This window comes from Kitasatospora sp. CB02891 (genome assembly GCF_002803145.1).
Lineage (GTDB): Bacteria > Actinomycetota > Actinomycetes > Streptomycetales > Streptomycetaceae > Kitasatospora > Kitasatospora griseola.
Window position 1 is genome coordinate 54,499 of sequence record NZ_NNBO01000005.1, and the last position, 17,929, is coordinate 72,427.

Annotated in this window: 26 protein-coding genes; 17 read left to right on the plus strand and 9 right to left on the minus strand. The window is 74.5% G+C overall.

Annotation, left to right across the window (positions count from 1 at the left end):
- Positions 1-74: 74 nt before the first annotated feature.
- Positions 75-641, minus strand: a complete 567-nt coding sequence (locus tag CG736_RS13450) for a DJ-1/PfpI family protein (RefSeq protein WP_100586444.1) — start codon at positions 639-641, stop codon at positions 75-77.
- Positions 642-692: 51 nt separating this feature from the next.
- Positions 693-1,268 (minus strand): hemerythrin domain-containing protein, encoded by a 576-nt coding sequence (locus tag CG736_RS13455; protein WP_100586445.1) that lies wholly within the window; start codon positions 1,266-1,268, stop codon positions 693-695.
- 254 nt (positions 1,269-1,522) lie between these two features.
- Here CG736_RS13455 and CG736_RS13460 point away from each other — a divergent pair, with 254 nt between their 5' ends.
- Positions 1,523-1,936, plus strand: a complete 414-nt coding sequence (locus tag CG736_RS13460; protein ID WP_100586446.1) for a DUF3788 family protein — start codon at positions 1,523-1,525, stop codon at positions 1,934-1,936.
- A gap of 151 nt (positions 1,937-2,087) precedes the next feature.
- On the opposite strand, the gene CG736_RS13465 is transcribed toward CG736_RS13460, so the two are convergent.
- Entirely contained in the window at positions 2,088-2,315 is a 228-nt protein-coding gene (locus tag CG736_RS13465) for a DUF6213 family protein (RefSeq protein ID WP_157815563.1), read from the minus strand.
- A 464-nt stretch (positions 2,316-2,779) separates the two neighbouring features.
- Between CG736_RS13465 and CG736_RS13470 the strand changes: the two genes are divergently transcribed.
- Complete coding sequence (locus tag CG736_RS13470; protein WP_100586448.1) at positions 2,780-3,937, plus strand: AI-2E family transporter; 1,158 nt, start codon at positions 2,780-2,782, stop codon at positions 3,935-3,937.
- A 439-nt stretch (positions 3,938-4,376) separates the two neighbouring features.
- On the opposite strand, the gene CG736_RS36165 is transcribed toward CG736_RS13470, so the two are convergent.
- On the minus strand, positions 4,377-4,535 hold the full coding sequence (locus tag CG736_RS36165) for a hypothetical protein (RefSeq protein ID WP_157815564.1): 159 nt from the start codon (positions 4,533-4,535) through the stop codon (positions 4,377-4,379).
- 365 nt (positions 4,536-4,900) lie between these two features.
- On the opposite strand from CG736_RS36165, the gene CG736_RS37660 reads away from it, so the two are divergent.
- Entirely contained in the window at positions 4,901-5,338 is a 438-nt protein-coding gene (locus tag CG736_RS37660; RefSeq protein ID WP_232733978.1) for a DJ-1/PfpI family protein, read from the plus strand.
- Between the two features lie 81 nt (positions 5,339-5,419).
- On the plus strand, positions 5,420-5,761 hold the full coding sequence (locus CG736_RS37665) for a hypothetical protein (protein WP_232733979.1): 342 nt from the start codon (positions 5,420-5,422) through the stop codon (positions 5,759-5,761).
- A 64-nt stretch (positions 5,762-5,825) separates the two neighbouring features.
- Here CG736_RS37665 and CG736_RS13480 read toward each other — a convergent pair whose 3' ends face one another.
- Together CG736_RS13480 and CG736_RS37075 are read right to left on the minus strand one after the other, a co-directional pair.
- A complete protein-coding gene (locus CG736_RS13480) occupies positions 5,826-6,035 on the minus strand; it encodes a CsbD family protein (protein WP_100586449.1) in 210 nt (69 codons plus the stop codon).
- Positions 6,036-6,132: 97 nt separating this feature from the next.
- Positions 6,133-6,507, minus strand: coding sequence for a hypothetical protein (locus CG736_RS37075; RefSeq protein ID WP_198520490.1), 375 nt, complete (start codon positions 6,505-6,507; stop codon positions 6,133-6,135).
- A 423-nt stretch (positions 6,508-6,930) separates the two neighbouring features.
- On the opposite strand from CG736_RS37075, the gene CG736_RS36170 reads away from it, so the two are divergent.
- Complete coding sequence (locus CG736_RS36170) at positions 6,931-7,068, plus strand: hypothetical protein (RefSeq protein ID WP_157815565.1); 138 nt, start codon at positions 6,931-6,933, stop codon at positions 7,066-7,068.
- 68 nt (positions 7,069-7,136) lie between these two features.
- On the opposite strand, the gene CG736_RS13490 is transcribed toward CG736_RS36170, so the two are convergent.
- Positions 7,137-7,733: a TetR/AcrR family transcriptional regulator gene (locus CG736_RS13490; RefSeq protein ID WP_100586450.1), complete on the minus strand. Its 597-nt coding sequence runs from the start codon at positions 7,731-7,733 to the stop codon at positions 7,137-7,139.
- Between the two features lie 60 nt (positions 7,734-7,793).
- Here CG736_RS13490 and CG736_RS13495 point away from each other — a divergent pair, with 60 nt between their 5' ends.
- The gene (locus CG736_RS13495; protein ID WP_232733980.1) at positions 7,794-8,699 is read left to right on the plus strand and encodes an alpha/beta fold hydrolase; all 906 of its coding nucleotides are present in this window, start codon (positions 7,794-7,796) and stop codon (positions 8,697-8,699) included.
- Between the two features lie 24 nt (positions 8,700-8,723).
- On the opposite strand, the gene CG736_RS36175 is transcribed toward CG736_RS13495, so the two are convergent.
- Positions 8,724-8,960, minus strand: coding sequence for a hypothetical protein (locus CG736_RS36175; protein WP_157815566.1), 237 nt, complete (start codon positions 8,958-8,960; stop codon positions 8,724-8,726).
- Between the two features lie 365 nt (positions 8,961-9,325).
- Here CG736_RS36175 and CG736_RS13505 point away from each other — a divergent pair, with 365 nt between their 5' ends.
- The 11 genes from CG736_RS13505 to CG736_RS13555 all read left to right on the plus strand — a co-directional run bounded on the left by CG736_RS13505 (position 9,326) and on the right by CG736_RS13555 (position 16,455).
- Positions 9,326-10,309, plus strand: a complete 984-nt coding sequence (locus CG736_RS13505) for a SigB/SigF/SigG family RNA polymerase sigma factor (RefSeq protein WP_232734001.1) — start codon at positions 9,326-9,328, stop codon at positions 10,307-10,309.
- Positions 10,310-10,390: 81 nt separating this feature from the next.
- A complete protein-coding gene (locus CG736_RS13510) occupies positions 10,391-10,954 on the plus strand; it encodes an ATP-binding protein (RefSeq protein ID WP_100586452.1) in 564 nt (187 codons plus the stop codon).
- Entirely contained in the window at positions 10,951-11,376 is a 426-nt protein-coding gene (locus CG736_RS13515) for an SRPBCC family protein (RefSeq protein ID WP_100586453.1), read from the plus strand. Before CG736_RS13510 ends, CG736_RS13515 begins: the two co-directional genes overlap by 4 nt.
- Positions 11,377-11,449: 73 nt before the next feature.
- Complete coding sequence (locus tag CG736_RS13520; protein WP_100586454.1) at positions 11,450-12,319, plus strand: Rieske 2Fe-2S domain-containing protein; 870 nt, start codon at positions 11,450-11,452, stop codon at positions 12,317-12,319.
- Positions 12,316-12,915, plus strand: a complete 600-nt coding sequence (locus CG736_RS13525) for an endonuclease (RefSeq protein ID WP_100586455.1) — start codon at positions 12,316-12,318, stop codon at positions 12,913-12,915. Before CG736_RS13520 ends, CG736_RS13525 begins: the two co-directional genes overlap by 4 nt.
- A gap of 100 nt (positions 12,916-13,015) precedes the next feature.
- The gene (locus CG736_RS13530; protein ID WP_100586456.1) at positions 13,016-14,482 is read left to right on the plus strand and encodes an MFS transporter; all 1,467 of its coding nucleotides are present in this window, start codon (positions 13,016-13,018) and stop codon (positions 14,480-14,482) included.
- Positions 14,483-14,527: 45 nt separating this feature from the next.
- A complete protein-coding gene (locus CG736_RS13535) occupies positions 14,528-14,992 on the plus strand; it encodes a hypothetical protein (protein WP_100586457.1) in 465 nt (154 codons plus the stop codon).
- Entirely contained in the window at positions 14,989-15,327 is a 339-nt protein-coding gene (locus tag CG736_RS13540; protein WP_100586458.1) for a hypothetical protein, read from the plus strand. Before CG736_RS13535 ends, CG736_RS13540 begins: the two co-directional genes overlap by 4 nt.
- Positions 15,324-15,488, plus strand: coding sequence for a hypothetical protein (locus CG736_RS13545; protein WP_157815567.1), 165 nt, complete (start codon positions 15,324-15,326; stop codon positions 15,486-15,488). Before CG736_RS13540 ends, CG736_RS13545 begins: the two co-directional genes overlap by 4 nt.
- A gap of 53 nt (positions 15,489-15,541) precedes the next feature.
- A complete protein-coding gene (locus CG736_RS13550) occupies positions 15,542-15,748 on the plus strand; it encodes a hypothetical protein (RefSeq protein WP_157815568.1) in 207 nt (68 codons plus the stop codon).
- Between the two features lie 29 nt (positions 15,749-15,777).
- Positions 15,778-16,455 (plus strand): hypothetical protein, encoded by a 678-nt coding sequence (locus CG736_RS13555; protein WP_100586461.1) that lies wholly within the window; start codon positions 15,778-15,780, stop codon positions 16,453-16,455.
- A 7-nt stretch (positions 16,456-16,462) separates the two neighbouring features.
- On the opposite strand, the gene CG736_RS13560 is transcribed toward CG736_RS13555, so the two are convergent.
- Positions 16,463-17,749, minus strand: a complete 1,287-nt coding sequence (locus CG736_RS13560; RefSeq protein WP_100586462.1) for a glycoside hydrolase family 16 protein — start codon at positions 17,747-17,749, stop codon at positions 16,463-16,465.
- Positions 17,750-17,929 lie beyond the last annotated feature (180 nt).

Consider the following 17,929-nt stretch of genomic DNA (forward strand, 5'->3'; position numbering starts at 1 on the left):
GGGCCGCCCGTCCGAGGCCTGAGCGCCCCCGGGTGGCGGCCCAGACCTCGGCCGAGCGCCTCCGGGCGGGCGGCTCAGGCTCTGGCCGGGCGGCCCGCGAAGGCGTCCACCAGGGCGCGCTCGAACGCCGGCAGGTCGGCCGGCCTGCGGCTGGACACCAGCGTGTTGGGGCCGTCCACGCAGATCACCACCTCCCGGTCCACCCAGTTCGCGCCGGCGTTCAGCAGATCGGTGCGCAGGCTCGGCCAGGACGTCAGGGTGCGACCGACCACCGCACCCGCCTCGATCAGCGTCCACGGCCCGTGGCAGATCACCGCGACGGGCTTGCCGCGCGCGAAGAACCCGCCGACGAAGTCCACGGCGTGCCGGTCGGTGCGCAGGAAGTCCGGATTCGCCACGCCTCCCGGCAGCACCAGCGCGTCGAAGTCGGCGGCCGAGGCGTCCGCGGCGACTGCGTCCACGGTGAACGCGTCCGCCCGCTCCAGACGGTGGAACGCCCGGATCCGCCCCGGCTTCGTCGACACCAGCCGCGGTGTCCCGCCGTGGTCCACGACCGTCTGCCAGGGCGAGGTCAGCTCGACCTGCTCCGTCCCCTTGGGCGCCGCCAGGAAAGCGACGGTGACGCCGTTCAGCTCGTTCATCCCGACCCTCCGCTCCCGGCCCTCGCGGTCCCCCGCCCCGCAGGTTCCGGCTCAGTTCTCGCGGGTGTCGCCGAAGCGGAAGCGGCGGTGCATGCGTTCGTGCCAGGTCAGTTCGGGTGCGACGAGGTCGTCCGGAGGCAGGGTCTCGTGCGGTCCGGCGGGGCCGGGGTGGGGCGAGGCGGTGCGTTCGGCCTCGCGGGCCTGCTCGCCCAGCACCGTCAGCCGGGGCGGGGCGGCGCTCGCGCGGACGGTCGGGAACAGTTGGGCCTCCTCCAGCCCGAAGTGTCCCGTCGCCTCCTCGATCAGCCGGGCCAGCAGCCGGTCGAACTCGGTCGAGCCGGCCGTCGTCGTCTCCAGCTCGCGCACCAACCCGTACAGCGCCGTGTGCGTCTGCAGGCCGTGGGCCACCGCGTCGTCGTGGGGCGGGCGACCGTCGCGGGCGAGCGGGTACAGGTACTCGTCCTCCGCCGCCAGGTGCCGCACCAGCGTGTCGGCGGTGAGGGACGCCAGCCGGTCCCGACGCGGATCGCCCAGTGGCAGACCCGCCAGTTCGCTGAAGCGCACTCGCAGCACCTCATGGTCGGTCGTCAGCTGTTCCAACAGGTCCAGCCCCTGTTCGGTCGCCATCGTCACGCACCTCTTCGTCCGCGGTCCCACCCCCTCCCCGGCGCGCTTGCCCGACTCCGCGAACCGGAAACCGGGCTGCTCCGGCGGCCTGCGGAAAGCGGTTTCCGATTCCCTGCCGCGGTGCCCAGGGGCAAGGTCGGTAAGCGCTTTCCGCTTCCGTTGCGACGCCGGGGTCGGCCGTTCTCACGCCACCGGGCGCCCGGCGTCCGCGTGCCCCGCCCTCGGACCGTCCCGACCGGGGCTAGCCTCACAGCGTGGCGAATCCGTTCGTGGACCCCGAAGTCGAGCCGACCCCCGACCTGGTCGCCGATGCGCTGGGCCCGGCGGTCGAGGGCTGGGACGCGTTGATGCGGGAGCTGGCGGAGGCCGGGGTCGAGGCGCCGTGGCGGTGGTTCCGCGACGGCGGATGGCTGGTCAAGGCTGCTGATCGGGCACGGACCGTCGCCTGGATCGCGGTCGACGGCAACGCCACGACCTGCAACTTCCTGTTCGCCGAGCGCCTCCGTGACGCCGTCGCCACGCTGCCGGACCTCACCTCGGACCTGGCGCGGAAGATCCGGGACGAGCCCCTTCGCGGCAAGCTCTTCCGCGTCGCGTTCACCGTCAGGACCCGGGCCGACGTCGACCGCCTGCGCCCGGTCCTGAGAGCGCGCATCGCCCTCCGGTAGTCCGACCGGCACCCGTGGTTCCGGTGGCACGGGTGTGCCACCTCGGCAGGTCGGCCGGTCACCGGCCGGACGGGCGATGCGCGGAGCCCGGTCGGCCGCCGGTGCGGCGGTTCGGTGGTGCGGCGGTTCGGCGGTTCGGCGGTTCGGCGGTTCAGGCCGTGCTGGCGATCTCGATGCAGGCCAGGTCGATCTGGTCGGCGAGCTGGCGAACCAGGTCGGCGAGCACCGCGGTGGTCACCGGGTCGAGCCTGTTGTCGTCGCGGTCCGCCCACTCCTGCCACTCCTTGGGCAGCGCCCGCAGCAGTTCGACCACCTGCTGGGCGGGAATGGCCAGCTCACCGGAGAGCCCGCAGATCACCGGAACGCTGAGTCTCCCCATGGTGTCCACCTCCTTCTGCCTGGCGTTTCTGCTTCTCTGCTCATTCGGACGTCTGCCCGGGAGCGGACGGCGGAAACGACCCCCGGTCCGGACCGCCCGGGACGGCGGGCGGAGCGGCGGTTGTGGGCCGATCCGGGGACGCAGCGAGTGGCGTCGCGGCCGGAAGCAGGCGGCTGTGCGTTCATGGGCCACGCCCGAGTTGCGAGTGCCGTCGGGAGAACGACACAGGAGAGTGGGCCGGGAGGAGGTGGAACCGGAATGGGCGCCGGCAGGCACGGAGGACGGCGGGGTGCGGCCCGGGCGGGCTCGGGGGACGGGTCCGGCCTGTGCCGTCCGAGCCGGTGCGGCCCCGGGCGGCGGGTGACGGGGCGGGCGGGAGGCCCGGGGAGTCGTGCTGTGCGCGGGCGGGCCCGGCACGGCGCGGAGCGGGTCGGGCAGGCGCGGCAGCGGGAGGTGGGGCGCTGATGCCCGATCGCACGGACGGCCGGCGGGATGACCGGGTTCGCGCGCCGCTCGGCAGTCGGCCGGCCGGGCCGCGGCGGCGGGCGGCGCTCGCGCGCGGCACCGGGGTGCCCGTTCGGCGGACCGGGCTGGAACGGTTGGCCGGGCGGGCGTGGCGGCTGCTCGCCGTCGCGGTCGCCGGGTACGCCGGGTACCTGATCGTCAGCCGACTGCTGCTGCCGGTGGTGGCGGTGTTCGTCGCGCTGGTCGTCACCGCCGTGCTGCGCCCGGCCGTCGACCTGCTGGCCCGTCGGATGCCGCGTGCGCTCGCGGTGCTGCTCACCGTGCTGGGTGCGCTGGTGGTGCTCGCCGGGCTGGCGGCACTGCTCACGGCGGTGGTCAGGTCGCAGTCCGGGCAGCTCGGCGGGCAGGTGCGCGGCGGGTTGGACCGGCTGGAGCGCTGGCTGGAGGGCCCGCCGTTCCACGCCCGGGCCGGCACCCTCGGCGACCTGCGGCAGCGGCTCGGCCAGCTGATCAGCACCCACCGGCAGACCGTGCTGTCCACGGCCGTGACCGGTGCTGGCTGGGTGGTGGAGGCGGCGGCCGCCGGTGCGCTGGCGCTGTTCTGCGCGGTGTTCTTCGCGCACTCGGGGGAGCGGATGTGGAGCTGGGGGACGTCCCTGCTGCCCACCCGCGCCGGCGCCGTGTGGCAGCGGGCCGGCCAGGCCGCGTGGCGCACCTTCGCCGGCTACACCCGCGGCCTGTTCCTGGTCGCGGGCACCAACGCCGTCGTGGTCGGCGTCGCGCTGGCCGTGCTCGGTGTGCCGCTCGCCGTGCCGCTTGCCTTCCTGGAGTTCGTGGCGGCGCTGATCCCGCTGATCGGCTCACCGATCGCCCTGGCCGTGGCCTCGCTGGTCGCGCTCGCCACCCGGGGGCCGGTGACCGCGCTGGTGGTGCTCGTCCTGATCGTGGTGGTCGGACAGTTGGAGGGCCACGTCCTGCACCCGCTGGTGATGGGCTGGGCGGTACGCCTGCACCCCGTCGCGATCGCCCTGGCGGTCGCCATCGGCGGCACCCTCGGCGGGATCGTCGGCGCGGCGGTCGCGGTGCCGGTGCTGTCGGTCGGGTGGGCGGTGTTCCGCGAACTGCACGCACCTGGCGGCGGGTCGGGCGGCGGCTGAGGGGCGCGCGGCAGGTGGTCGCGCGCCGGGCGCGCGGAAACGGGTCTGGTGAGAGCGGGGCGCGCGAAGTCGGCCCACGTACGCGCCCGGCGGGTGAATCACCGGCCCGCACCTGCGCCCGGCGGGTGAACCGTCGGCGCGGCCCGGGCAGTCGCGCGTTCGAGGTCGACCCGCAGTTCGGCCGCCAGTTGGGGCTCCCCGGGCGTGTGAGCCGTGCCGTCCGCCGTGCTCACCGCCACTCGTCATGCCGCCCCGGACCCGCCTCCGCCCGTCCCGGTGGCGCCCGCGCCGCCAGCGGTGCCAGCGGTGCCGGGGGCGGGTCGGCGCAGCGGCGCGCCCGCCTCCGGGTTCCCGCAGAGAGCGCACAGCGCCGTCCAGGCCATCGCACGGAGTCGGTACGCGGCCCGCCGCGCCGAGGCTGCCGGGCCCCGCGCGGCGCTCACCGGACACCGGCCCGGGTGAGGGCGGGCACGCCCGGGTCCAGCACCTGGTGGCCGAACTGCCGCAGTGCCTTCCGCCGGGTGAAGGCGTGCGAGTACGGGGTGTTCACCAGGGCGCCGTGCACGTCGAACAGCGCGGCCGCGGCGTCCGCTGCCATGGCGTTTCCTCCTCAGGGCGGTCCCGGGTCCCGCCGGAGCTGTCCCGGCGTTTCGGCCCGTCTACCCCCAACGCCCGCCCGCACACCCACTGTTGCGCCGGAGTCGTTTCCGGGCCCGGTACCGCGAACGGACCCGAGCGCGGAAGGGGGTGCAGGACGATGCCCGAGAACGGCCGGGGCTGCTCGCACCGACCGCCGGCCCGGTCCGGCTCCGGCTGCTGAACGTCGCCATCGGCGCCACGGCAGCCCGGGCTGATCCTCGGTGGGGCCGCCGTCGCGCCGCTCGCCCGCGAGGCGCGGGCCTGGCCTGATCTGACAGAGCCTGGTCATTGCGGCCATGCCGGCCCGGGCGGAAGGATCGAGACATGCCTGCACCGCACCGTGTCGTGATCGTCGCTTTCCCCGGCATCGAAGTGCTCGACGTCACCGGGCCGGCCGAGGTGTTCTCGGTCGCCTCGCGCGTCGGGAGCGGCGACCGGCCGGGGTACCTGGTGCGGATCGCGACGGTGGACGGCGGGCCGGTGACCACCTCCAGCGGGGTCCGGCTGATGGCGGACCTGGCGTTCGACGAGGTGGCCGATCCGGTCGACACCCTGCTGGTGTCGGGCGCGATCGAGCTCGTCGACGGCGGGGTGCGGCCCGTGATCGACCGCGACGTCACCGAGTGGCTGCGCGGCGCGGTGCCACGGGCCGGGCGGACCGGGTCGATCTGTGCCGGGGCGCACCTGCTGGCCGCCGCCGGGCTGTTGGAGGGCCGGCCCGCCACGACGCACTGGCTGACCGCGGACCGGCTGGCCGCCTAGCACCCCGGTGTCCGGGTCGACCCCGACCCGATCTTCATCCGGGACGGACGGCTGTGGACCTGCGCCGGCATCACCTCGGGGATGGACATGGCGCTGGCCATGGTCGCCGAGGACCACGGCCAGGACCTCGCGCTGATGACCGCCCGGACGATGGTGATGTACGTCAAACGCTCCGGCGGACAGAGCCAGTTCAGCGTGCCGCTCTCGGTCCGGTCCGCTTCGGACGACCGGGTCGACGAGCTGCGCCGGTGGATCGCCGAGCACCTCACCGAGGACCTGTCCCTCGAAGCCCTGGCGGCCCGCCTGCACGTCGGCCACGGCACCCCGCTGGATCCCGCCCGGGTGCGGTGCTGGGCCGAGCGGGAGCACCGCCGCCTCGCGCGACGCGGGGCCGGGGCCGGGGCCGGGCGCTCCGAGGAGTGAGATGCCGCTCACGGCAGCCCGCCCCCGACCGGTGGTCGGGGGCGGGCGGGCGACGGTCCGCGGGTCAGCGCTTGAAGGCGCCCTTGACCTTGTCGATACCCTCCTTGATCGCGTCCTTCGCCTTGTCGGCGGTCTGCTTGGCCTGGGCCTCGGCCTGGTCGCCGCGGCCCTCCTGCTCCAGCCGCTCGTTGCCGGTGGCGGCGCCGGCCTTCTCCTTCGCGGCGCCGACGGCTTCCTCGGTGCGGTGCTTGATTCGGTCGGAGGCGTCACTCATCGGGGTGTCCCTTCTCGCGCTGTCAGGCGGCGGGTTCGTGGGTTCGTGGGTTCGTGGATTCGTGTCCGGGAGTTCGTGGGTTCGTGGGTTCGTGGGTTCAGTGCGTGAAGCGGTGGCGTGGACCGCCGGGCGGCCGCTGCGCGGTGGCGGTGGGGTCGACGGTGCCGGTGCCGCTCGGGCCGACCGTCGGGTCGGCGGCGCGGTCGACGACCACGGGCTCGTCCGTCGCGACCCGGTGGGTGGCGCGACGGCGGCGGTGCCGACGCAGGCCGGCGGTCACCAGGGCGATGCCGGCGGCGGCCAGCAGCGTCAGGGCGATTCCGGCGAGGAACGCGCCGAGGGTGCTGATGTCGCCGATGTGGTGGCCGAGCACCGTGACGCCCGTCTCGGGTCCGCCGCCGAGGTTGTCGGCGATCAGCAGTCCGGCGAACGCGCCGGACGCGGCGAACAGGAGGAGTCCGAGCAGCAGCATGGTCCACGTCCTTTCGCTTGCTCCGTTGCTCCGTGTCGTGCTGCGTCTGCCCGGCGGCGGGCCGCCCAATCAGCGCGGGCCGCAGCGGCGGGCGCGCGGAGGCGCGGCGCGCAGTGCGTGGACAGCGGCGCCTCGGCCGTCCCGGCGACGGTTGCGACGCGGACGGCGGCTGGGCCGGGCGGGTCGGCTCGCGCACATCACGACGGCGGTCAGCGTGGTCCGGCCGTTTCCGGGAGGCTCGACGCTGTCGGCCGACCAGCCGACCGCGGGGCCGCCGTCGACGGCGTTGAAGGGCGTCGAGGTCTCGACCAGCCGAACCCCTTCGACCCGGAATTCACTTCCGGTGACGACCGTTCCGCGGGGCAGTGCGCCTGGGAGAGCAGGTAGCCGCCGTTCTCGGCCACGGCGGTGCTCCCGACGTACATGTTCGTCACGATGCGGGTCGCCGAGATGGCGGCCGCCGCGGTCGTGGTGGTGAGCGGGGCGGCGCAGGCCGCCACCGTCGCGCCGGTCGCGGCCGGAAATCTCCACGCCGATATCACTGCGTGCTCCTGGATGTAGGGGCCCCGACCTGGCTCGACAGAACCGGGGCCGCACCCCGGTGGGGGCCATCCGGAGGGAGCGCGGGATCAGGGGGCGCGGAACAGGCGGCCCAGGTGGTGGTGGAGGACGGCGGTGGCGGCCTCGGGGGTGCGCTGGCCGAGCAGGACGCTCAGGCCGAGGCCGGCGGAGAGGGCGAGCAGGGCGACCGCTTCGAGGTGGGGGTCGGTGACGGTGGCGGCCGTGAGCCGGTCGACCAGGAAGGCCTCCATCTCGTCGGGGGCGGCCAGGAAGGACTGGCCGGCGAGCGCCGGGTCGGTGACCGAGAGGACGGCGTACGCGGTGTAGACGAGGTGGAAGGTGCGGCTCTCCTCGTCGGTGGGGACGGCCTCCACGAGCACCGCCTCGACGATCTCGCGGGGGGACGGCGGCGCGGCCGACCCGGCGGTGGCGGCCCTGACCCGGTCGCGGACGCGCTCGCCCATCCGGACGCCGAGGCGGGTGAGGGCGGCGAGGAGGAGCTGCTCCTTGGTGTCGAAGTAGTACTGCACCAGGCGGACGGAGATGCCCGCCTCCTGGGCGACGGAGCGCATGGTGACGGCGTGCAGGCCCGTCCGCGCGGCGTCGCGCAGCAGGGCGTCGATGATCAGGGCCCGCCGTTCCTCGTGGTCGACCAGCTTCGGCATCCCGATCCCTTCGAACGTTTTTGTGGTACAAACATACCACCAAGCGATCAGGAGAGGATCATGACCAGGACCAGCGTCGGACACTTCGCCGGCGAGGAAGCCCGCACCGCGTTCCTCGACGCCTACGACCGGGCCATGGAGCTGTGGCCCGCCCCGCACCGCGCCCTCGACGTCGAGACCTCCTACGGCACCGTCCACGTCCACCACTACGCGGGAACCGGCGCGGGCGACCCCGTCGTGCTGTTGCACGGACACGCCGGCCACCCCGCCAACTGGTACCCGCAGATCGCCGCGCTCGGCGCCCACCACCCCGTGTACGCGATCTCCACCCTCGACGACCCCGGCCGCAGCGTGCAGCGCGCCGTCGCCGCCGGGCCGGCCGAGAACGCCGAATGGCTCGGCGAGGTGCTGGCCGGACTCGACCTGGAGCGCGTGCACCTGGTCGGTGTCTCGTACGGCGGCTGGCTGGCGCTCAACCAGGCGATCCGGCAGCCTCAACGGCTCGCCACCGTCACGCCGTTGGACCCGGGCGGCATCGAGAAGGTCCCCGCCCGGTTCTACCTCCACATGGTCGCCGGCCTGTTCGGGATGCTCGCCCCCCGCCGGCTGCGCCCCGCCGTTGCCCGGCTGCTCGCCAACCCCGCCCTCGTCGCCCCGCCCGAGATGCTCAAGCCGATGATGCTCGCCATGCGCACCTGGAAGCCGGCGAGCCGCCCCGCCGCGCCCCCGTTCACCGACGAGGAGCTGCGCCGCATCGCCCTCCCCGTGCTGGTCCTGATCGGCTCCCGCAGCGCCCTGCTGCGCCCGGGCCGGGTGCTGGCCCGGGTCGAGGCCCTGATCCCGTCGGTGCGGGCCGAGGTCGTTCCGGGCGCAGGGCACGGCCTCACCCTGGAGCGCCCGGAGCTGGTCAACACTCGGCTGCTGGAGTTCTTCGCCGCCACGAAGGAAAAGCGCGCGGTGAAGTGACGCGACGTCAGGCCGGGCCGACGGCTACCCGCCCGGCGGGGGAGTGGCCGGCTGGGGCTCGGGTTCGGGTGTGGGCTCCGGGCCGGGCGGGGTCGGGCTCGGCGGCTGCGGCTCGGTCGGGACGGGCGGGGAGAGCGGCGGGTCCGGGTCCGGCGGCAGCGGCGAGGGGCCGAGCGGGCCGGGCGGGTCGGTGGGGCGCGGGGGGCTGTCCGGCGGTTCGGGCGGCCGGACGTCGGGGTCGACGGGGATCGGCATGGTCATCGTGCTCACCGCCCCAGGGCGCTTTCGAGCTGGTGCTTGTTCATCTTCGAACGGCCCTCGACGTCGCGCCGCCGAGCCTCGTGCTCGTACTGGCGCTCCCGCTGGGGGCTCGATCCGGCGGGCATGATCGCTCTCCTTCCGTCGCCGGGCGGGTCATGTCGCGCATACCCGGATCGATCCGGACGAATCGGGTTCAATCCGGTTCAACGGCAGTCGATCGGGTACGAGTGGGGCGTCGCACCGAGCGCACCGCCCGGTGTGCCCGACCCGCATGCTCGCCGGCCGTTCGACGCGCGGCGGGCCGCCCGCCGGGGCGGCGCAGCGGGTCCCTCGCCGTCCCCGGGAGATGACTCCCCGTGACCACCATGATCAGCCGCCAGCCGTCGGCGCACCGCCGCGCCGCCGCCCGGCCGCACGACGACCGTCACCAGCGCCGCGCCACGAGCGGCCGCCCCGCCACCGGCCCGGGCGCCGACCCGACGCGCCGCACCGACCCGGTGCGCGACGTCGACCCGATGTACCGGCCGACCCGGCGCGAGATGCGCGCCATGGGCAAGTTCGAGGCCCGGGGGCTCAGCGACGCGCTGTTCCGGCGGCTGGCCGAACTGCCGCGCGAGGAGCCGAAGTACAGCTACGTGCGCGGCACCGTGATCGAACTCAACATGCCGCTGGTGCGGTTCGTCGCCGCCCGGTTCCGGCACCGCCCCGAGGAGCTCGACGACATCCTCCAGGTCGGCACCATCGGCCTGATCAAGGCCGTCGACGGGTTCGACCCGGACCGCGGCGTCGAGTTCGTCACCTACGCGATCCCGACCATCTCCGGCGAGATCAAGCGGTTCTTCCGGGACACCTCGTGGCCGCTGCGGGTCCCGCGCAGCGTGCAGGAGCGCTACCTGGCCGCCGCCCGCGCCTCCGACCGGCTCGAACAGGATCTCGGTCGGCTGCCCGACACCGCCGAACTCGCCGAGGAGCTGCACGTCACCGAGGCCGAGGCGGCCGAGGGACTGGACGCCGGGAGGCTGTGCCGCTGCGACTCGCTGGACTCGCTGCGCGACGACGACTCCGACGACACCGGCAGCGCCCTGATCAACCGGCTCGGCTGCTGCGACCCGGAACTCGAACTCGCCGAACTGCGCGTCGCCGCACGGCCGTTCCTCAGCAGGCTGCCCGAGCGGGAGCGCACCGTGCTGCTGCTGCGGTTCTGGGGCGGACTCACCCAGAGCGAGATCGCCCACGAGATCGGCGTCTCGCAGATGCACGTCTCGCGGATCCTCGCCGCCACCCTGACCGGGCTGCGCGAACAGATCGAGGGCGGGACGGGGGTCGTGACGGACACCGCGAGTGATTGAGCCCCGCCGGACCGGGTAGCCGCGCGGACCGAGCCGCCCTCGGGCGGAGAGCCGCATCGGTCGGCAGGAGGTGTTCGTACCGTGGACCCGCGACCTGCGGTCGGTGCGAAAGGGCCGGGCGGGCAGCGAGGGCGGGACCGGCCCGTTGCGGGCCGCACCGAGCGCCGCCGCCTGCCGCTGGACGCCGCGTCCGGGGCAGTCGCCCGCAGCCGCGAGTTCACCCGCCGGGCCCTGCTGGCGTGGGGCTGGCTGCCCGCGCGGGACGCCGACGGGAAGGCCGCCGCCGAGGACGTCCTGCTGATGACCGGCGAACTCGTCACCAACGCCTGCCAGCACGCGGTCGGCCCGTACGCGCTGGAACTGACCAGGTGCGGACCGCTGTTGCGGGTCGCGGTGTGCGACGGCGACGACCGGATGCCGGTGCTGCGCGCACGGTGCGCCCCCGCCCGGCCCGGCGGCCACGGGCTGCGGGTGGTCGACCGGCTCGCCGCGGTCTGGGGCAGTGAGCCCGTTCCCGGCGGCGGCAAACGGGTGTGGCTGGAGACGCTCCGCCCGCCGACGGGCCGTACGGGTTTGACCCACCCCGAACCGGTCAGACGCCCGGCCGGGGGCGATGCGACGAGAGACGGAGGAGAGCGCGCATGAGCATGATCCAGGAGACCGTCGAGGTGGACGTCCCGCTGAGCACCGCGTACGACCAGTGGACGCAGGTCGAGGACTTCCCCCGATTCATGGACGGCGTCGAACAGGTGACCAGGATCGACGAGCGGCACAGCCACTGGCGGACCAGCTTCTCCGGCGTCCCGCGCGAGTTCGACACCGAGATCGTCGACCGGCAGCCCGAGCAGCGGATCGCCTGGCAGGCCGTCGGCGGCGACATCCGGCAGCAGGGCGTGGTCAGTTTCGCCCGGCTCGACGACGACCGCTGCGAGGTGCGCCTCGCGATGGACTACGACCCGCAGGGGACGGCCCACCACGCCGCCGACACCATGGGCGTGATCGACCGGCGGGTGCGCGGCGATCTGGAACGGTTCAAGTCCTTCGTCGAGGAGCGCGGCGCCGACTGAGGCCCCGCCCCCGGGTTTGAGGCAGGACACACCCCCGGGTTTGAGGCAGGACACAACGGACAGCCGCCCCCACATGGAACAACTGCACTCAGGCCCCGCCGACTGGCTGGACGTCCCCGGGCACTGGACGTTCCTCGACCCGGTCGCCGAGCGCCTCGCCGACTTCATCCAGGCCCTGCCGCTCGGCCGTGCCCGCGACGTCCTGCACGGCGTCCCGCTCGGCCACCCGCTGCACCCGGCGCTCGTCCAGACCCCGATCGGCTGCTGGCTGGCCGCCGGACTGCTCGACGTCACCGGCGGTGACGACCGGGCCGCCCGCCGACTGACCGCCGCCGGGCTGATCAGCCTGCCGCCCGTGCTGTGGTCCGGCTGGGTCGACTGGTCCCGGCTGCCGCCCGCCCAGCGCCGCACCGGACTGGTGCACGCCGCGAGCGCCGTCACCGGCGCCCTGCTGCACCTGTGCTCGCTGCGCGCCCGCCGCCACGGCCACCCGCTGCGCGGCCGGATGCTCGGACTGAGCGGCACCACCGTCATCGGCCTCACCGCCGCGCTCGGCGGACACCTGGCCTTCCGGCAGGCCGCCGGCGCCGCCCACGCCGAGGCCGAGTTCCGGCTTGCCCCGCCCGACTGGCACCCGCTCGGCGAGACCGACGACTTCCCCGCCGACGTCCCGGTGCGCCGCCGGCTCGGCGAGGTCGCCGTGGTCGTGGTGCACGGCTCCGACGACAGCTGGACCGTCCTCGCCGACCGCTGCACCCACATGGCCGGCTCGCTCGCCGCGGGCGAACTGATCGACGGCTGCGTGCAGTGCCCCGTGCACCGGTCCCGGTTCCGGCTCAGCGACGGCCACCCCGTCCAGGGCCCCGCCACCGCCCCGCAGCCCCGCTTCGACACCCGCATCCTCGGCGACCACCTGGAGGCCCGGCCGCCCGTCGACCCGTGACCGCCGTCGCCGACCTGCTCGACCGCCACGGCACCACCTACGCCGAACAGGCCGGCATCCGGCTGCGCGACACCCCCGCGCCGCTGTACCGACTGCTGGTCCTCACCCAGCTGTGCGCGATCCGGATCCGTGCCGACACCGCCGTCGCCGCCGCCCGCGAACTGTTCGCCGCCCAGCTGCGCACCCCGCGCGCGATGGCCGACTCCACCTGGCAGCAGCGGGTGGACCTGCTCGGCCGCGCCCGCTACGTCCGCTACGACGAGAGCACCGCCACCGCGCTCGGCGAGGGCGCCGAACTCGTCCGGCGGCGCTGGCGCGGCGACCTGCGGCGGCTGCGCGAGGAGGCCGGCCGCGACCCGGCCGCGATCGGGCGGCTGCTCCGCGAAGTGCCCCGGATCGGTCCGGTCGGCGCGGACGTCTTCCGCCGCGAGGCGCAGCTGGTCTGGCCCGAACTCCGCCCGTTCTTCGACCGCCGCGCGCTGACCGCCGCCGCCGGACTCGGCCTGCCCCGCAGCCCCGACGCGCTCGCCGCCCTCGTCCCCGGCGACGACCTGGCCCGCCTTGCCGCCGCGCTCGTCCGCTCCGTGTTGAGCTGATCGGCCGACGGCCAGGTGTGCGCCACCTCCCTTACCGGGCACACGCGTTGACGGTGCGTCCGGAACGGCCGGGCGCGGGGGGCGTTCGACGGAGGTCGAGATGTCCGCACCGCAACGCCAGTCGGCCGTGGCCGTGGAGACCGCCGTCCCCGGCAGGCTCGACCGGCTGCCGTGGTCGCCCTGGCACTGGCGGATCCTGATCGGCCTCGGCACCGTGTGGATCCTGGACGGCCTGGAAGTCACCGTCGTCGGCAACCTGGCCGCCCGGCTGGCCGAGCCCGGCAGCGGCATCGCGATCAGCACCGCCCAGGTCACCACCACCGCCGCCGCGCTGTACGTGGCCGGCGCCTGCTGCGGGGCGCTGTTCTTCGGCTGGCTCACCGACCGGCTGGGCCGCAAGAAGCTGTTCATGATCACCCTCGCGGTGTATCTCGCCGCGACCGCCGTCACCGCGTTCTCCTGGACGGCCTGGTTCTTCTTCCTCTGCCGGTTCTTCACCGGCTTCGGCATCGGCGGCGAGTACGCGGCGATCAACTCCGCCATCGACGAGCTGATCCCCGCCCGGGTCCGCGGCCGGATCGACCTGATCGTCAACGGCAGCTTCTGGATCGGCGCCGCGATCGGCGCGTTCGCCTCGATCGCGCTGCTCAACACCTCGCTGTTCGCCACCGACGTCGGCTGGCGGCTGGCGTTCGGCATCGGCGTGGTGCTCGGGCTGGTCATCCTGCTGGTGCGCCGGCACGTCCCGGAGAGCCCGCGCTGGCTGATCACCCACGGCCGCCGCCGGGAGGCCGAGGAAATCGTCGCCGAGGCCGAACGGATCGTCGAACGGGAGACCGGCGGGCCCCTGCCGCCGGTGGACGAACCACCGATCCGGATCCGCGAGCGCGGTCCGATCGGCTTCGTCACCATCGGCCGCACCCTGGTCTCGCACTACCCGCGCCGTACGGTCCTCGGCCTGGCGCTGTTCATCGGCCAGTCCTTCCTGTACAACTCCGTCACCTTCGGCTACGCGGCGATCCTCACCACGTTCTTCGACGTCCCCGCCGGCGACACCGGCTACTACTTCGCGGTGATCGCCGTCGGCAACTTCCTCGGCCCGCTGCTGCTCGGCCACCTCTTCGACTCCGTCGGCCGCCGACCGATGATCGCCGGGACCTACATCGGCTCCGGCGTCCTGCTGTTCGGCACCGCCTGGCTGTTCCAGCGCGGCTCGCTGGACGCCACCACCATGACCGCCTGCTGGACGGTCGTGCTGTTCTTCGCCTCCGCCGGGGCCAGCGCCGCCTACCTCACCGTCAGCGAGATCTTCCCGCTGGAGACCAGGGCGCTGTGCATCGCCTTCTTCTATGCCGTCGGCACCGCCGCCGGCGGCATCTCCGGCCCGCTGCTCTTCAACGGCCTGGTCTCCAGCGGCCAGGTCGGCGACGCCACCCTGGCGTTCTGCATCGGGGCGGGCCTGATGACGCTGGCCGGCCTGGTCGAGGCCCTGATCGGCGTCAAGGCGGAGCGCCGCAGCCTGGAGTCGCTGGCGGCCCCGCTCAGCCAGGTCCCGACCGAGCCGTGACGGCACGTCAAACGGGGGCGGGCCAAGGAAGGCCACGGCTGTCAGGTGCGCTTTCCGACGAACGGGGTAGCACAGATTGAACCGGACCAGGTCACGGCGGCCGTACTCGCCGGGCAGGCGGCGACCACCGTGGTGACGCTGCTGGCCACCGACGCGTGGGAGGGCGCCAAGAGCGCCGTCACCGGGGCCTGGCGCCGACTGCGGCCCGAGCGGGCCGAGTCGATCTCGCAGGAACTCGACGACTCCCGCGAGGACGTGCTGCGGGCCCGCGCGGCCGGCACCGAGGACGAGACGCCGGCCTCCCTCGCGGGCGACCGGGAGAGCCGCTTCCGCCGGCTGATCGGCGACGACCCGGCGCTCGCCGCCGAGATCCGCCGCGTCCTGGACGAGGAACTCGCCCCCGCCCTGCCGCCCGAGCAGCGCCCCGCGGCCGGCGGCACGGTGTTCCACGCCGCCGTCACCCGCGGCAACGTCTACCAGGCCGGGCGCGACCAGGTCTTCCACCGGTGACCGGACCCGACCGGTCCTTCGACGCGCAGGTCCGCGACGGCAACGCCTACCAGGCCGGCCGGAGCCAGACCATCGACAACTCGCACACCGTGCACCACTACGACTCCGGGCGCGGCCGCGGCGTGCTCGGCGCGGTCGCGGTGCTGAGCGTGTCCGGCCCGGTGTTCGGGCTGTACCAGGTCACCCGGCACGAGGAGCGCCCCGCACCGCCGGCGCCCGGGCCTGCGGTGACGGCGCAGGGGAGCAGCGCCGCGCCCCCCCCGCACCCGTCACGCCGGGGGCGAGGCCCGAGCGGATCGTGCTGCAACGGAGCGGGCTCGGCGAGCTCCAGGTGATCGACCTGGACCGGCGGTCGGGCCGCTCGGAGCGGATCACCGACGACGAGTGGCGGCTGCGCGACGCCAAGGACCAGAAGTCCTTCGACCTGGTGACGTCCAACGCCTCCTGGGCGGAGTTCGAAGTCCCGGCCGGGGCGGCCGGACCGCCGGGGTGCTGAAGCCCGGCGAGCCCGTCGCCCGGGAGCCCTGCCTCCGGGCGGCCCGGAGCGGCTTGCTGGAGCGGCTCCGGATCTCCAACCAGTACCGCTCCGAGCTCGACCGGGCCGGGCTGCAACCGGGCGGCGCCGTCTGCGTGCTGACGGACCGCCACCAGCTGGTGCAGGCCGTCGTCACCGACCGGGAGTTCGACAACGACGATCCCTCCACCGCGGGCCGCCTCACCGTCGAGGTCACCGAGCTGGGGCCCGTCACCGACTGACCGCCGTCCACACGAACTCGGGAGTGCAGATGGATCCGGATCAGGCACCGGCGCGCAGGCGCCAACGCAGCGCGGCGGCGGTGGTCGCGGTGCTGATCGGGTGCGGGCTGCTGGCCGGGCTGTACCTGGCCGACCGGGGCGAGCACCGCGCCGCGCCGCCGGCCCCGGCGCCGGGCGCGCCGGAGAACAGCGGCGCGCCCGCCGGCTCCGCCACCTCCGCCGCACCGGGCCCGGCGCTGGAGCGGATCGTGCTGGAGCGGGCCCCGCAGGGCAAGGTGCAGGTGATCGACCTGGACCTGCCGTCCGGCCGCTCGCAGCTGACGACCGACGAGGAGTGGCAGCAGCGTGCGGACGGCGACCGGGCGCACATCGATCTGCTGATGGTCGACGCCGCGACGGCGGAGTTCGAGGTCCCGTCCGGCGACGGGCGGATCGGCGGGGTGCTGGCGCCCAACTGGCCGGTCACCCGGGAGACCTGCCTGCGGGCGGCGAACAGCGGCTCGCTGACGAGGTTCCGGGTCGGCACCGGCGACCGCTCCTCGCTGGCGAGCCTCGGCCTCCAGCGGGGCAGCGCCATCTGCGTGGTGACGGACAGCCGACAGCTGGTGCAGCTCTCCGTCACCGATCAGACCTTCGACAACGCGAAGATCAACACCACCGGCCGGCTCACCGTCGCGGTCACCCCGCTCGGACCGGTCACCGACTGACGGTGCGTCAGCCCAGCGTCCACCGCTGGGCGGGCGTGCCGTTGCAGGTCCACAGCTGGAGCCGGGTGCCGTCGGCGGAGGAGCCGTTCGGGGAGTCCAGGCACTTGCCGGAGCCGGTGTTCACCAGGTCGTGGCCGGCGCCGTACGACCACTGCTGGGCGCCGGTGCCGTTGCAGGTGTACAGCTGGATCACCGCGCCGTCGCTGTGCGAGGCCGCGTCCACGTCCAGGCACTTGCCGAGCGCGCGGACGGTGCCGTCGAGGCCGACCGTCCACTGCTGGGCGGCGTTGCCGGTGCAGTTGTGCAACTGGATCGGGGTGCGGTCGGCGCTGGAGGCCCCCGCCACGTCCACGCACATGCCGCCCGGGCCGGTGATCCGGCCGGTGTACGGCAGCGGGCCGGTGCCCGACGTGGTGGCGTGGACGTAGTCGACCACCATGGTCTGCGGGAACGTCGACGACCCGTCGGGGCTGCCCGGCCAGTCGCCGCCGACGGCCAGGTTGAGGATCACGAAGAACGGGTGGTCGAACACCCAGCGGTTGCCGCCCAGGTCGGCCGGGGTGCGGGTCTGGTAGGCGCGGCCGTCCACCGACCAGGTGAGGGCGGACGGGCTCCAGTCGACGGCGAAGACGTGGAAGTCGTCCGCGAACGCCTGCCCGGCCGGCAGCGAGTACGGCGCGCCGATGCCGCCCGCGCCCGAGTAGCCCGGCCCGTGAATGGTGCCGTGCACCGTGCCCGGCTCCCGCCCGATGTTCTCCATCACGTCGATCTCGCCGCTGTTCGGCCAGTTCACCGTGCCGATGTCGTTGCCGAGCATCCAGAACGCCGGCCAGATCCCCTGCCCGCGCGGGATCTTGATCCGCGACTCGAAGTGCCCGTACGCCTGCGTGAAGGTGCGGGCGGTGTTCAGCCGCGCCGAGGTGTACTGGCAGGTCCCGTACCAACAGCCCAGCCCCGCATCGGTGTTCCGCCGGGCGGTGATCACCAGGTGCCCCTGCCCGTCCAGCGCGGCGTTCGCCGCGCCCGCCGTGTAGTACTGGAGCTCGTGGTTGCCGTTGCCCGAACCGCCGGTCTCCACCGTCCACTTGGCGGGATCGACGGCCGCCCCCGCCGGGCCGTCGAAGTCGTCGCCCCAGCTCTGCGCGGCCGCCGCGGGCCGGACGGGGGCCTGCTGTGCGGCGGCCTGCTGGGCGGCGGCAGGGGTGGCGCTCGGGGCGGCGCCGAACAGTGCGGCGGCCAGGAGGAGTGCGAGGCCGACGAAGGGCCGGCGGAGGGTGGGCGGTGCAGCAGTCATGGACGAACCCGCTTCCTGCTAGCGCTCGTTGACGGCGGATCGACGCCGGTAGGCCTGATGGTACGAACACGTCCTCGGCATGGCAATGTCAAGGAAGTGGTTCAGGGATGCGCCGGTTGCGGCGGAATTCGATCACCGGGCGCACATCATCGGTCGCCAGGTGTGAGGGGCCCGCGTGGC

What these genes read in the sequence shown, in the direction of transcription:
- CG736_RS36170 (WP_157815565.1), top strand. Translation starts at nt 6,931, where the DNA reads ATGTTCGTCACGATGCGGGTCGCCGAGATGGCGGCCGCCGCGGTCGTG.
- CG736_RS13495 (WP_232733980.1), top strand. Translation starts at nt 7,794, where the DNA reads ATGACCAGGACCAGCGTCGGACACTTCGCCGGCGAGGAAGCCCGCACC.
- CG736_RS13455 (WP_100586445.1), bottom strand. Translation starts at nt 1,268, where the DNA reads ATGGCGACCGAACAGGGGCTGGACCTGTTGGAACAGCTGACGACCGAC.
- CG736_RS36165 (WP_157815564.1), bottom strand. Translation starts at nt 4,535, where the DNA reads ATGGCAGCGGACGCCGCGGCCGCGCTGTTCGACGTGCACGGCGCCCTG.
- CG736_RS13505 (WP_232734001.1), top strand. Translation starts at nt 9,326, where the DNA reads ATGATCAGCCGCCAGCCGTCGGCGCACCGCCGCGCCGCCGCCCGGCCG.
- CG736_RS13450 (WP_100586444.1), bottom strand. Translation starts at nt 641, where the DNA reads ATGAACGAGCTGAACGGCGTCACCGTCGCTTTCCTGGCGGCGCCCAAG.
- CG736_RS37075 (WP_198520490.1), bottom strand. Translation starts at nt 6,507, where the DNA reads ATGCTGCTGCTCGGACTCCTCCTGTTCGCCGCGTCCGGCGCGTTCGCC.
- CG736_RS36175 (WP_157815566.1), bottom strand. Translation starts at nt 8,960, where the DNA reads ATGACCATGCCGATCCCCGTCGACCCCGACGTCCGGCCGCCCGAACCG.
- CG736_RS13465 (WP_157815563.1), bottom strand. Translation starts at nt 2,315, where the DNA reads ATGGGGAGACTCAGCGTTCCGGTGATCTGCGGGCTCTCCGGTGAGCTG.
- CG736_RS13470 (WP_100586448.1), top strand. Translation starts at nt 2,780, where the DNA reads ATGCCCGATCGCACGGACGGCCGGCGGGATGACCGGGTTCGCGCGCCG.
- CG736_RS13530 (WP_100586456.1), top strand. Translation starts at nt 13,016, where the DNA reads ATGTCCGCACCGCAACGCCAGTCGGCCGTGGCCGTGGAGACCGCCGTC.
- CG736_RS13520 (WP_100586454.1), top strand. Translation starts at nt 11,450, where the DNA reads ATGGAACAACTGCACTCAGGCCCCGCCGACTGGCTGGACGTCCCCGGG.
- CG736_RS13490 (WP_100586450.1), bottom strand. Translation starts at nt 7,733, where the DNA reads ATGCCGAAGCTGGTCGACCACGAGGAACGGCGGGCCCTGATCATCGAC.
- CG736_RS13480 (WP_100586449.1), bottom strand. Translation starts at nt 6,035, where the DNA reads ATGAGTGACGCCTCCGACCGAATCAAGCACCGCACCGAGGAAGCCGTC.
- CG736_RS13515 (WP_100586453.1), top strand. Translation starts at nt 10,951, where the DNA reads ATGAGCATGATCCAGGAGACCGTCGAGGTGGACGTCCCGCTGAGCACC.
- CG736_RS13555 (WP_100586461.1), top strand. Translation starts at nt 15,778, where the DNA reads ATGGATCCGGATCAGGCACCGGCGCGCAGGCGCCAACGCAGCGCGGCG.
- CG736_RS13560 (WP_100586462.1), bottom strand. Translation starts at nt 17,749, where the DNA reads ATGACTGCTGCACCGCCCACCCTCCGCCGGCCCTTCGTCGGCCTCGCA.
- CG736_RS37665 (WP_232733979.1), top strand. Translation starts at nt 5,420, where the DNA reads ATGGACATGGCGCTGGCCATGGTCGCCGAGGACCACGGCCAGGACCTC.
- CG736_RS37660 (WP_232733978.1), top strand. Translation starts at nt 4,901, where the DNA reads ATGCCTGCACCGCACCGTGTCGTGATCGTCGCTTTCCCCGGCATCGAA.